General features: G+C 72.1%; 9 protein-coding genes and 1 tRNA gene. 9 read left to right on the top strand and 1 reads right to left on the bottom strand.

The window, feature by feature from the left end; genetic code table 11:
* Positions 1–98 precede the first annotated feature (98 nt).
* Together ACZ5D2_RS05650 and ACZ5D2_RS05645 are read left to right on the top strand one after the other, a co-directional pair.
* Positions 99–2579, top strand: coding sequence for a helicase-associated domain-containing protein (locus ACZ5D2_RS05650; protein WP_371676658.1), 2481 nt, complete (start codon positions 99–101; stop codon positions 2577–2579).
* Positions 2576–2734 (top strand): hypothetical protein, encoded by a 159-nt coding sequence (locus tag ACZ5D2_RS05645; protein WP_371676657.1) that lies wholly within the window; start codon positions 2576–2578, stop codon positions 2732–2734. The genes ACZ5D2_RS05650 and ACZ5D2_RS05645 overlap by 4 nt, the downstream gene beginning before the upstream one ends.
* A 219-nt stretch (positions 2735–2953) precedes the next feature.
* On the opposite strand, the gene ACZ5D2_RS05640 is transcribed toward ACZ5D2_RS05645, so the two are convergent.
* A tRNA-Arg gene (locus ACZ5D2_RS05640) sits at positions 2954–3025 on the bottom strand.
* Between the two features lie 106 nt (positions 3026–3131).
* On the opposite strand from ACZ5D2_RS05640, the gene ACZ5D2_RS05635 reads away from it, so the two are divergent.
* The 7 genes from ACZ5D2_RS05635 (at position 3132) to rho (ending at position 12518) form a co-directional block, all read left to right on the top strand.
* The gene (locus ACZ5D2_RS05635; RefSeq protein ID WP_266842318.1) at positions 3132–3599 is read left to right on the top strand and encodes a response regulator; all 468 of its coding nucleotides are present in this window, start codon (positions 3132–3134) and stop codon (positions 3597–3599) included.
* 147 nt (positions 3600–3746) lie between these two features.
* Positions 3747–4718 carry an ArgS-related anticodon-binding protein NrtL gene (nrtL, locus tag ACZ5D2_RS05630; protein ID WP_371676656.1) on the top strand — a complete coding sequence of 324 codons (972 nt, stop codon included), beginning with the start codon at positions 3747–3749 and terminating at the stop codon, positions 4716–4718.
* 19 nt (positions 4719–4737) lie between these two features.
* A complete protein-coding gene (gene lysA / locus ACZ5D2_RS05625; protein WP_371676655.1) occupies positions 4738–6129 on the top strand; it encodes a diaminopimelate decarboxylase in 1392 nt (463 codons plus the stop codon).
* 170 nt (positions 6130–6299) lie between these two features.
* Positions 6300–7592, top strand: coding sequence for a homoserine dehydrogenase (locus ACZ5D2_RS05620; RefSeq protein ID WP_371676654.1), 1293 nt, complete (start codon positions 6300–6302; stop codon positions 7590–7592).
* A 6-nt stretch (positions 7593–7598) separates the two neighbouring features.
* A complete protein-coding gene (thrC, locus tag ACZ5D2_RS05615; RefSeq protein ID WP_371676653.1) occupies positions 7599–8669 on the top strand; it encodes a threonine synthase in 1071 nt (356 codons plus the stop codon).
* Positions 8670–8998: 329 nt separating this feature from the next.
* Complete coding sequence (thrB, locus tag ACZ5D2_RS05610) at positions 8999–9937, top strand: homoserine kinase (protein ID WP_371676652.1); 939 nt, start codon at positions 8999–9001, stop codon at positions 9935–9937.
* A gap of 427 nt (positions 9938–10364) precedes the next feature.
* The gene (rho, locus tag ACZ5D2_RS05605) at positions 10365–12518 is read left to right on the top strand and encodes a transcription termination factor Rho (RefSeq protein WP_468927390.1); all 2154 of its coding nucleotides are present in this window, start codon (positions 10365–10367) and stop codon (positions 12516–12518) included.
* Positions 12519–12789 lie beyond the last annotated feature (271 nt).

The raw sequence follows: 12789 nt of genomic DNA, 5'->3' as shown, positions 1-12789 counted from the left end.
CCCACCGACCTCACCACGCTCTCCGCCGAGCACGGCGGTCTGAGGGGACGCGTCCGGTTCACCTCCGCGGGGTGACCGGACGGCGCTAGCCTGGCCGGGTGAATGCGCGTAGCACCCTCGCGAAATGGCTGGGCACCCTGGATCCCGAGCGGCTGACAGCCTTGCTGGAGGAGCGGGATCTGCCGCTCGCCGCCGAGTACCGACGGATCACCACCCTGCTTGAGCTCGCCGAACACCTGCTCACCGACGAGTCGGTGGGCCAGGGCCTGATGGCGGGCACTGCCGGAGAACTGGAGTTGCTCGCCTCCATCGCCGCCCTCGCCCTGGAGCGCCACGGCCCGGTGGTCGGTGGCGAGGCCGAGGACGGGCCCCGGTATCCCTGGCAACAGCGGAAGCCCGTTGCCGCGGTGGAGCCCGCGGACCGCATGGTGTCCGAGCGGGACGTACTGGCCTGGTTCGAGCCGGGGGAGAAGCTGCGGCGGGCGGAGCACACGCTCGCCCGACTGCGGGAGCGCGCGCTGTTGCTCCCCGCGCCCAAGGGGAAACTGGCGCTGCCGCCGCTGTTGCATGTCCGGGCCACTGGGTTCGACGGTTACGGGCGCACCGCCAACCGGCTGCTGACCTACGCCTACAACGCCCCCGAGGTCAAGCGAATCGCCGCAACCCTCTTCGGCGAGGGCGCGGCCCGTACCCGCGACCAGGCCCAGGAGCTGATCGTCGCTCTGCTCGCCGATCCCGCCCGGGTGCGGGCACTGGTGGCGGACGCCCCGGTCCGGGCGCTGGAGCTGCTGGACCATTTGGTACCCGGCCCGCCGCTGCTGCGCACTCACTGCTTCGTCGGCCGGTACGGGGCGCAGTACGCGGGCCCGGACGCCAAGTACGTCTTCCGGGAGGGCGGCAGCGGCGACGTGGGCACCGACTGGCTGGCCGTGCGCGGACTACTGGTCCCCGTCGGTCTCGACCTGGTGGAGCTTCCGTACGAGGTCGCCCGTGCGCTCCGTGACGGGGGCGCGGCACCCAGCCCCGAGCTGGAACCAAGGCCGTTCACCGCCACCGCGCCGCTGCCGTCCGGCTGGGATGGCGAGGGTGGCACGGCCGCCGCGGCGGCCGCCTGGAGGGCCGAACTGGTACTGCGGGCGCTGGCCGCCCAGCCGGTCGCGGTCCGCAAGGCGGGCGGGATCGCCGTACGGGACACCCGGCGGTTGGCGAAGGCCGCCGGGGCCGATGAGGCCGACACCCGGCTGTGGCTGGACCTCGCGGTCAACGCCGGCCTGGCCGCGCCTCAGGACGACGAACCCGCCCCCGCTCCCCGCGGCCGCCGGAACTCCAACGGGCCCAAGCCCTCCGCCCGGCTGCTGCCGAGCGACCGCTACGACGCTTGGGTAGCCGCCCCCGCAGCGGGCAAGCTGCTGCCGCTGCTGGCCGCCTGGGCTGTGGTCCCCGCAGTGCTCAGCCACTGGCCGGACCCCGACGAGACCCCGGTCGCGCTCGTCAGCCCGCAGGACGAGGACGCCGTGGCCCTGCGCACCGGGGTCCTCCGAGCGCTCGCGGTCCTCCCCGACGGACAGGGGTTGACCGGCGACGCGCTCGGATTCACCGAACTCCTCTCCCTGGCCGCGTGGTTCCAGCCCGCCCTGCGCGGCCACCTGGCCGCAGACGGCACCGGGGAGCTGACCGGACTGGACGCAGTGCTCGACCGCCTGGCAGCCACCCTGACAGAGGCGGCCCATCTCGGCGTGGTCGCTCACGGCGCGCTCACCCCCGCCGGGCGGGCCCTGTGTCGACTGCTGGAGGTGGGAGCCGCCCATCACTACCCGGCCGTGCCCGGCGCGGGCACGGACCCGTCCGCCCGCGGCTCCGCGGGCCTGGGCGAGGACCTCTCCCTGCGCCCTGCCCTGGCACAGGCGGTGACCGCACTGCGCGAGGCCCTGTACGCGGCGCTCCCCGAGCCCAGCGAGACGGCCCGGTTCCAGAGCGACCTGACGGCCACCGTCACCGGTGCGCCCGCGCCCGCCCTCGCAGAGCTGCTCTCCGCTGTCGGCGACATCGAGTCCGAAGGGCACGCCGTGGTCTGGCGGATCACTGCGACCTCCGTACGCCGGGCCCTGGACGCCGGCTGGAGCGCAGACGAACTACTCGACCGCCTCACCACCGCGAGCGAGCGCGGCACCCCACTGCCACAGCCGCTCGCCTACACGATCAAGGACACCGCCCGCACCCACGGACAACTCAAGGTCGTCCGCTCCGCCTGCTGCATCCGCTCGGACGACCCCGCACTGATCGCCGAGGTGGCCCAGGCCCGAGGCCTGACCAAACTCCGCCTCCGCCGGATCGCCCCCACGGTCCTGATCTCCACCGCCCCGCCAGAGGAGACGCTGTCAGCCCTCCGCACGGCCGGCTACGCCCCCACCCAGGAAGCCGAAACGGGCACGACCGTCCTGGACCGCGCCCCCACCGACCGCGCCCCGAACCTCCTGCCGACCCTGGAACAGGCCCACCCCCGGTACGACGAACCGCGCCGCGGCGTCCCGGCGAGCGCCCGCACCCTGGCGGCCCGGCTCCTCAGCACACCTGGGTGACGAACGCCTGCCCAGCGCCGACCCCGAACCCCGAGGTCGCCGAGCGTGCGGGCAACAGCGTGGAGGTGCTGCTCAGTCGGTACGCGAAGTGCCTCGACGGCCGCCAGGAGGTGGCCAATAGGAGGATCGAAGACCTGCTGCGCGAGTACGAGTGATCGCGAGTGAGTGGAGATACGCTGCGAGGCCCCTGGACCTGTCCGGGGGCCTTCGCCGTTCCCGGGGCTGACCTGCGCGGATGGACCAAGATCCTGTCCACGGATAGTCCACGGGGGCTGACATACGGCTGCACAGGGCGGCAGTTGGCTGCACATACGCGAAGACCCCGTCCTCAGCATTCGCGCTGATGGCGGGGTCTTTGGGCACCTCGTACAAGGTGCCCCCGGCAGGATTCGAACCTGCGCACACGGCTCCGGAGGCCGTTGCTCTATCCCCTGAGCTACGGGGGCGTGTCGTTCGCGTTGCGGCGACGGGTTGAACACTACCAGCTTCCGTGGGGTGATCAGGAACCGATTTGGGCGGGAGGAGGAGGTCGGTCGCCCGGAGGGGGTGGAAGTGGCGAAAACCCGGACGCGGGGGCTTAGGGCGACCTACCCTCAAGTTGTGCCAGGCGCCTCGGGCCGGGTGCTTGTTGTCGACGACAACAAGGTCATCCGGCAGCTGATCAAGGTCAATCTCGAGCTGGAGGGCTTCGAGGTCGTGACCGCGAGCGATGGTGCCGAGTGTCTGGACATCGTTCACCGGGTGCAGCCCGATGCGATCACCCTTGATGTGGTCATGCCGCGGCTGGACGGGTTCGGGGCGGCCGCGCAGTTGCGGGCCGATCCGCGGACGCGGCACCTGCCCGTCGCCATCGTGAGTGCCTGCACCCAGCACGAGGTCGAGGCCGGGATCGCCGCCGGGGTCGACGCGTTCCTCGCGAAGCCCTTCGAGCCCGCCGAGCTGGTGCGCATCGTGCGCAGGCTCGTCGAGCGCAAGGACCGCCGCGAGCGGAAGGGCGCGTCGGCCGGCAGAGGGGCCTGAGGGTTCTTTTTCGCGTGGCCGGCCGGGGGCGGTTCAGGGGTGGTTCGGGGTTCTGTTCGGGGGTCGGGTCCCGGGGTCGTTCACATGGCTGTTCACATGGCGAAACCCGGTGCGGGCCGACGGGGCTTCTCCCCTAGGGTGGGTGACGTGATCCCCGCCGACCTCTCTCGTGCCGTCGTACACGCCGTACGCCGTGCCGTCGAGAGCGGTGAGCTGGGCGCCGCGTGCGTGCCCGAGCGGGTCGTCGTCGAGCGGACGCGGCCCGGCGGGGTGGGGGAGTACGCCACACCCGTCGCCTTCCACGTGGCCAAGGGGGCCGCCCGCGTCCCCCGCGACGTGGCGGACGTGCTGGCCCGGCTGCTCGCCGAGGAGCCCGGGATCGCGCGCGTCGACGTCACCGGAGCCGGGTTCCTGAACTTCACCCTCGCCGCCCGCTCCGAGGCCGCCCTCGTACGGGAGGTCCTGAGCGCCGGGATCCGGTACGGGTACGCGGACGGTGGCGGCGAGGCCGACCCCTTCCGCTGGGCTCCCCACGTCGGGCCGCGCGAGCGGGCCGTGCGCGAGGCCGTCGGGCGGATCATGAGGTCCCAGGGGCAGGAGCAGGACTTCGGGACCATCCCCCTGGCCCCCGTCGCGAGGCGTGACGGCGACGTGATCGCCGCCTACGGGCAGGACGCCGCCCGCTGGGCCATGCTCCGCGTCCCGGCCCGGGAGACCCCCGCCTTCGCGCCCGGCCTCCTCGTCCAGGACGAGTCCAACGAGCTCTTCCGGGTGCGGTACGCCCACGCCCGCGCCCGTGCCCTGAGCCGCAACGCCGCCCTGCTCGGGTTCCACGCCGGGGCGGGTGAGGACGCGGAGGGCCGTGAGCTGGTGCGGGTGATCGCCGAGTACCCGCTCGTCCTCGAAGCCGCCGCGCACCACCGGGCCCCCGAGCGGCTCGTCCGGCACCTCGTCACCGTCGCCGATGTGCTCCTCGACCACCAGCACCACGTCCTGCCCCGAGGGGACGAGAAACCCTCGGCCGCCCACCGCGCCCGGCTGGCCCTCGCCGAAGCCGCCGGCACGGTGCTGGCCGGCGGCCTGGCCCTGCTCGGCGTAGACGCCCCCGACTTCCTGTGACCCGCGAAGAGAGATTCCGATGAGCCGTTCCGCGCACCCCGCCGGGCCCCGCCACGCCGACGTCCTGCCCGAAGGCCACTACGCCCCGCCGCCGGCCGACCTGAACGTGCTGGACGAGAAGGTCTGGGCGCGCACCGTCACCCGCGACGACGACGGGGTGGTCCGCGTCGGCGGGATCGAAGTGACCCGGCTCGCCGAGGAGTTCGGGACCCCCGCCTACTTCCTCGACGAAGAGGACTTCCGCGCCCGCTGTCGCGCCTGGGCGCACGCCTTCGGCAAGGACGCGGACGTCTTCTACGCCGGCAAGGCGTTCCTCTCCAAGGCCGTCGTGAAGTGGCTGAAGGAAGAGGGGCTGAACCTGGACGTGTGTTCCGGCGGTGAACTGGCGACCGCCCTCGCCGCCGGGATGCCCGCCGAGCGGATCGCCTTCCACGGCAACAACAAGTCGGAGGGCGAGATCCGGCGGGCCGTCACCGCCGGCGTCGGCCGTATCGTCCTCGACTCCTTCCAGGAGATCGCCCGCGTCGCGCACATCGCCCGTGAGCTCGGCGTGCGCCAGCCCGTGCAGATCCGCGTGACCGTGGGCGTGGAAGCGCACACGCACGAGTTCATCGCGACCGCGCACGAGGACCAGAAGTTCGGCATCGCCGTCGCCGACGGCTCCGCCGCCGAGGCCGTGCGGCGGGCGCTCGGGCACGAGAGCCTCGACCTGCTCGGGGTCCACTCCCACATCGGCTCCCAGATCTTCGACATGGCCGGTTTCGAGGTGTCCGCCAAGCGGGTCATCCAGCTGCTGGCCGCCGTACGCGACGAGCACGGCGTCGAGCTGCCCGAGATCGACCTCGGCGGCGGCCTCGGCATCGCCTACACCTCCGCCGACGACCCGCGCGAGCCGCACGAGATCGCCAAGGCCCTCACCGAGATCGTGGCGCGGGAGTGCGAGAGCGCCGGGCTCAAGGCGCCCCGCATCTCCGTCGAGCCCGGCCGCGCGATCGTCGGCCCGACGGCGTTCACCCTGTACGAGGTGGGCACGATCAAGCCCCTCGAAGGCCTGCGCACCTACGTCTCCGTCGACGGCGGCATGTCCGACAACATCCGCACCGCCCTCTACGACGCCGAATACGGGGTCACCCTCGTCTCCCGCGTATCGGACGCCGAACCCATGCTGGTCCGCGTCGTCGGCAAGCACTGCGAGAGCGGCGACATCGTGGTGAAGGACGCGTTCCTGCCGGCCGACCTCGCGCCCGGGGACCTCCTCGCCGTGCCCGCCACCGGGGCGTACTGCCGCTCCATGGCCAGCAACTACAACCACGCCCTGCGCCCGCCCGTCGTCGCCGTGCGCGACGGCGGGGCGCGGGTGATCGTCCGGCGCGAGACGGAGGAAGATCTCCTGCGTCTCGACCTCGGATGATTCCCATATTTCTGGGGAAAGCCCCCGGACCCTCAAAATAGGTATCCCAAACCGGTGTCTCACTCAATGGACCGAGGATGGAAAGTCCTGTCCATTGAGTGAGACTGGTTCAGGACCCGCGCGCAATCCGCGCACGGGTTACGGATGGAAGATCGAAAGGCGTAGGTCGAATGATGCGTACGCGTCCGCTGAAGGTGGCGCTGCTGGGCTGTGGAGTGGTCGGCTCAGAGGTGGCGCGCATCATGACGACGCACGCCGACGATCTGACAGCCAGGATCGGCGCGCCCGTCGAACTCGCCGGCGTGGCTGTGCGCCGTCCCTCCAAGGTGCGCGAGGGCATCGACCCGGCGCTCGTCACCACCGACGCCACCGCCCTCCTCAAACGCGGTGACATCGACGTGGCCATCGAGGTCATCGGCGGCATCGAGCCCGCCCGCACGCTGATCACCACCGCCTTCGAGAACGGCATCTCCGTCGTCTCCGCGAACAAGGCGCTGCTCGCCCAGGACGGCGCTGCGCTGCACGGCGCGGCCGAGACGCACGGGCTCGACCTCTACTACGAGGCCGCCGTCGCCGGCGCCATCCCGCTGGTGCGCCCGATGCGCGAGTCCCTCGCGGGCGACAAGATCAACCGCGTGATGGGCATCGTCAACGGCACGACGAACTTCATCCTCGACAAGATGGACTCGACCGGCGCCGGCTACCAGGAGGCCCTCGACGAGGCCACCGCCCTCGGCTACGCCGAAGCCGACCCGACCGCCGACGTCGAGGGCTACGACGCGGCCGCCAAGGCCGCGATCCTGGCCGGCATCGCCTTCCACACCCGGGTCCGCCTGGACGACGTGTACCGCGAGGGCATGACCGAGGTCAGCGCCGCGGACTTCGCCTCCGCCAAGCGCATGGGCTGCACCATCAAGCTCCTCGCGATCCTGGAGCGCGCCGCGGACGGCGAGTCCGTCACCGCCCGCGTGCACCCGGCGATGATCCCGCTCAGCCACCCGCTCGCCTCCGTCCGCGAGGCGTACAACGCGGTCTTCGTCGAGGCGGAGGCCGCCGGGCGCCTCATGTTCTACGGGCCCGGCGCGGGTGGCGCTCCGACCGCGTCCGCGGTCCTCGGCGACCTCGTCGCGGTCTGCCGCAACAAGCTCGCCCAGGCAACGGGGCCCGGCGAGTCGGCGTACACCCAACTGCCGGTCAGCCCCATGGGGGATGTCGTCACCCGCTACCACATCAGCCTCGATGTGGCGGACAAGCCGGGCGTCCTCGCCCAGGTGGCGACCACCTTCGCGGAGCACGGTGTCTCCATCGACACGGTGCGGCAGCAGGGCAAGGACGGCGAGGCCTCCCTCGTCGTCGTCACTCACCGCGCACCCGACGCCGCCCTTTCGGGGACCGTCGAGGCGCTGCGGAAGCTGGACACCGTGCGCGGTGTCGCCAGCATCATGCGTGTTGAAGGGGAGTAAGGACCCATGAGCAGCAATCGCACCCACCAGTGGCGCGGCATCATCGAGGAGTACCGGGACCGCCTGCCGGTGACGGACACGACCCCGGTGGTCACGCTCCGCGAGGGCGGTACTCCCCTCGTCCCCGCCCAGGTGCTCTCCGAGCGCACGGGCTGTGAGGTGCACCTCAAGGTGGAGGGTGCCAACCCCACGGGGTCCTTCAAGGACCGCGGCATGACGATGGCCATCACCAAGGCCAAGGAGGACGGCGCCAAGGCCGTCATCTGCGCCTCCACGGGCAACACCTCCGCCTCCGCCGCCGCCTACGCGGTGCGCGCCGGCATGGTGTGCGCGGTGCTCGTGCCCCGCGGCAAGATCGCGCTCGGCAAGATGGGCCAGGCGCTGGTGCACGGCGCGAAGATCCTGCAGGTCGACGGCAACTTCGACGACTGCCTGGACCTGGCCCGCGCGCTGTCCGACAACTACCCGGTGGCGCTGGTCAATTCCGTCAACCCGGTCCGCATCGAGGGTCAGAAGACGGCCGCGTTCGAGATCGTGGACGCGCTCGGCGACGCCCCCGACATCCACGTCCTGCCGGTGGGCAACGCGGGCAACATCACCGCGTACTGGAAGGGCTTCAAGGAGTACAAGGCCGACGGCCTGGCCTCCCGTACGCCCCGCGTGTGGGGTTTCCAGGCCTCGGGCTCCGCGCCGATCGTGCGCGGCGAGGTCGTCAAGGAGCCGCACACCATCGCCACCGCGATCCGCATCGGCAACCCGGCCTCCTGGGACTACGCCCTGCAGGCCCGGGACGAGTCGGGCGGCTTCATCGACGAGGTGACGGACCGCCAGATCCTGGCCGCCTACCGCCTGTTGGCCGCGCAGGAGGGCGTCTTCGTCGAGCCCGCCTCGGCCGCGTCCGTGGCCGGTCTGCTGAAGGCCGCCGAGGCCGGTCTCGTCGACCCCGGCCAGAAGATCGTGTGCACCGTCACCGGCAACGGCCTGAAGGACCCCGACTGGGCGGTCGCCGGCGCTCCGCAGCCGGTCACCGTTCCGGTGGACGCCGAGGCCGCGGCCGCCCGTCTCGGCCTGATCTGACCCCGGCGCGGGGAGGCCGGGGCCCCCGGTCCCGGCCCGCCGCCCCGTTGCCGGATTCCGGAAGTCTCCGGAATCCGGCAACTCGGCCCGTACGACACCAAAGGTCAAGGCGGAACCGGGGAAGACCGCGACACGCATCGTGCGCCTCCTGTGCGCCCTATGTCGCGGGAGAACCTTCCTTCGATACGCTGTACTTACATCCGCCACCGCGCATATGACGCGGTGCTGCCCCAAGGGCCTTCGGGTGTCGTACGTTCTCCAGTACATTCGCAGCGAAGATCCCGCACCGACACCAGATCTCGCACAGTCACAAGGAGTGTCATCGACCGATGGCAGGTCCAGCGTTCCGCGCCGCCGCCGTACGGGTGCGCGTCCCCGCCAGCAGTGCCAACCTCGGCCCCGGCTTCGATGCCCTCGGCCTGGCCCTGGGGCTCTACGACGACGTGGTCGTCCGGGTCGCCGACTCCGGCCTGAACATCGACATCGCGGGCGAGGGTGCCGACACCCTCCCGAGGGACGAGAGCCACCTCCTCGTACGTTCCATGCGCACGGCCTTCGACCTGCTGGGCGGGCAGCCGCGCGGCCTGGAGGTCGTCTGCGCCAACCGCATCCCGCACGGCCGCGGGCTCGGCTCCTCGTCCGCCGCGATCTGCGCCGGCATCGTCGCCGCCCGCGCCGTGACCATAGGCGGCGAGGCCAGGCTCGACGACGCGGCGCTGCTGGAGCTCGCCACCGAGATCGAGGGCCACCCCGACAACGTCGCCGCCTGTCTGCTCGGCGGCTTCACCCTGGCGTGGATGGACGGGGGCGGTGCCAAGGCGATCCGGATGGACCCCGCCGGTTCCATCGTTCCGGTGGTCTTCGTGCCGTCCAAGCCGGTCCTGACCGAGACCGCGCGGGGACTGCTGCCGCGCACCGTGCCGCACGTGGACGCGGCCGTGAACGCGGGCCGTGCGGGCCTGCTCGTGGAGGCCATGACCAGGCGTCCCGAGTTCCTGCTGCCCGCCACCGAGGACCGGCTGCACCAGGACTACCGGTCCCCCGCGATGCCCGAGAGCGTGGCGCTCGTGGGCCGACTGCGGGCGGACGGCATCCCCGCGGTCATCTCCGGCGCGGGCCCCACGGTCCTCGCGCTGGTCGACAACGACGCGGCCGACAAGGTCGCGCAGCTCGCGGGCGAAGGGTGGGCGGCCAACCGGCTCGCACTCGACGCCGCGGGTGCGAGCGTCCTTCCGCTGGGTGCCCAGGGCGGGCAGTCCGTGTCGTGACGACACGGCCCGCCGGGGCGGGCGGCCGGGCAGGCCGCCCACCTGCGGAAGGGGCTATTGCCGGTGATTGAGAGGGGGAATAACTGTTGGATCCGGTAGTGTTAGTCTCAAGTGCGCATCCGAAGCCGCCATGGCTCGGTGCTCAGTGTCCCCATCCGGGACCACCTTTCTTCCGGGAGCCTCCCCGACTGCTTTGATCGCTGCCAGCAGTTTCGGGCACGCTCCGGAATCGGCGTGACATTCCCACGCTTCCAGCTCGGGGCTTCTCGCCGGAACCATCCACGCACGTTTCTCTCCGCCGTACATCGATCGGCGGACCACCGCCCCGGCTGCGGGCCATGACCCATCAGGTCATGCTCCGTCGTCGGACAGCACAACCGGTCGCCGAGCCAGACAGGCCGACGTCCGCTCCAGGGAAGGACCCTTCGTGAGCGACACCACCGATCTGATGGGCGCTGCCGACACCAACGTCGACACCAGTGCCCCCGCCGCGGGCGCCGCACCCAAGCGCCGCCGCTCCGGCACCGGCCTTGAGGGCATGGTCCTGGCCGAGCTGCAGCAGGTCGCGTCGGGCCTCGGGATCAGGGGCACCGCGCGGATGCGCAAGAGCCAGCTGATCGAGGTCATCAAGGAGGCGCAGGGCGGCAGCGCCCCCAAGGCCGCGGCTCCCGCCGCCGACGCCGCCGAGGCCAAGCCGAAGCGCCGCGCCACCAGCAAGGCCCGTACGGGCGAGGCCGCCGCCGCGGCGCCCGCCGCCGAGAAGCCCGCCGTCCAGGCGCAGATCGACATCCCGGGTCAGCCCGCGGGGGGCCCCTCCCGCGCGAGCGAAGCCGAGCGCGGGGGAGAGGAAGCCCCGGTCGGCGAGCGCCGCCGCCGTCGGGCGACCGCGCCCTCCGGCAGCCCGGAGTCCTCGGCACCCGCCGTCGTGGCGGTCGAGCAGAAGACCGAGGCCGCTCCGGCGGTCCAGGCCGAGCCCCAGGCCGAGGCGGCGACCACCGTCGCGGCCCAGGGCCAGGCGCAGGAGGCCGGCGAGGGCCGTACCCGCCGTGACCGCCGTGACCGCGGCGAGCGCGGTGACCGTGCCGAGCGCGGTGACCGTGCCGAGCGCGGCGAGCGGGGCGAGCGCCAGCAGAGCCGCCGCGAGCGCGGCGCCAAGGCCGACGACCAGGGCCAGGGCGGTCAGGGCCAGGGCGGCCAGAGCCAGGGCCAGGGCGGTCAGGGCCAGGGCCAGGGCGGCGGCCGGCAGGACCGCGCCGACCGTCAGCAGCAGGGCGGCCGGGGCCAGGGCCAGCAGGGTCGTCAGGACCGTCAGGACAACGGCCCGCAGGACGACTTCGACGGTGAGGACGGCCGCCGTGGCCGTCGCGGCCGCTACCGCGACCGCCGTGGCCGTCGCGGCCGCGACGAGTTCGCGCCGAACGAGCCGCAGGTCGCCGACGACGACGTGCTGATCCCCGTCGCGGGCATCCTCGACATCCTCGACAACTACGCGTTCATCCGGACCTCGGGCTACCTGCCCGGCCCGAACGACGTGTACGTCTCCCTCGCCCAGGTCCGCAAGGCGGGTCTGCGCAAGGGCGACCACACCACCGGTGCGGTCCGTCAGCCCAAGGACGGCGAGCGCCGCGAGAAGTTCAACGCGCTCGTGCGTCTGGACTCCGTCAACGGCATGGCGCCCGAATCCGGCCGAGGCCGCCCGGAGTTCCAGAAGCTGACCCCGCTCTACCCGCAGGACCGGCTCCGTCTGGAGACCGACCCGGGGGTGCTGACCACCCGCATCATCGACCTCGTGTCGCCGATCGGCAAGGGCCAGCGAGGCCTGATCGTGGCCCCGCCGAAGACCGGCAAGACCATGATCATGCAGGCGATCGCCAACGCGATCACCACCAACAACCCCGAGTGCCACCTGATGGTCGTCCTGGTCGACGAGCGTCCGGAAGAGGTCACCGACATGCAGCGGTCGGTCAAGGGCGAGGTCATCTCCTCGACCTTCGACCGCCCGGCCGAGGACCACACCACCGTCGCCGAGCTGGCCATCGAGCGCGCCAAGCGCCTCGTCGAGCTGGGTCACGACGTGGTCGTCCTGCTGGACTCCATCACCCGTCTGGGCCGCGCGTACAACCTCGCGGCGCCCGCCTCCGGCCGCATCCTGTCCGGTGGTGTCGACTCGACCGCGCTGTACCCGCCGAAGCGCTTCTTCGGCGCGGCGCGCAACATCGAGGACGGCGGTTCGCTGACCATCCTGGCCACCGCGCTCGTCGACACCGGCTCGCGCATGGACGAGGTGATCTTCGAGGAGTTCAAGGGCACCGGCAACATGGAGCTCAAGCTCGACCGCAAGCTCGCCGACAAGCGGATCTTCCCGGCCGTCGACGTCGACCCGTCGGGCACCCGCAAGGAGGAGATCCTCCTCAACAGCGAGGAGCTCGCCATCGTCTGGAAGCTGCGCCGGGTGCTGCACGCGCTCGACTCGCAGCAGGCGATCGAGCTGCTTCTCGACAAGATGAAGCAGACGAAGTCGAACGCCGAGTTCCTGATGCAGATCGCGAAGACGACCCCGGCCGGCAAGAACGACGACTGACCGGGTCCGCCTCACCGAAGCCGCCCCCGCCGCACCCGCGGCGGGGGCGGCTTCGTGTCGTCACGTCCCACGGTTTCCGCCTTCGGGGCCTGTGCGACCTTCGCCACATTCGTGCCCCGGAATGAACCCCTCCGCGGGCTCGTACGTTCTCGATCCGAACCCCGGGTGTCCGCCGCGTCACGCACCGTCGACCCCCGGCGGGGGGAGCCGCCCCCGGGGTTCCGTACGCCCCGCGCGCCGTGGAACCCTGGAACGCACTCGTCCGTCTGAG

The organism is Streptomyces sp. NPDC031479, assembly GCF_055581065.1.
Note: the sequence above shows the minus strand (reverse complement) of the source record. Positions and strands in the feature narration are given on the sequence as shown.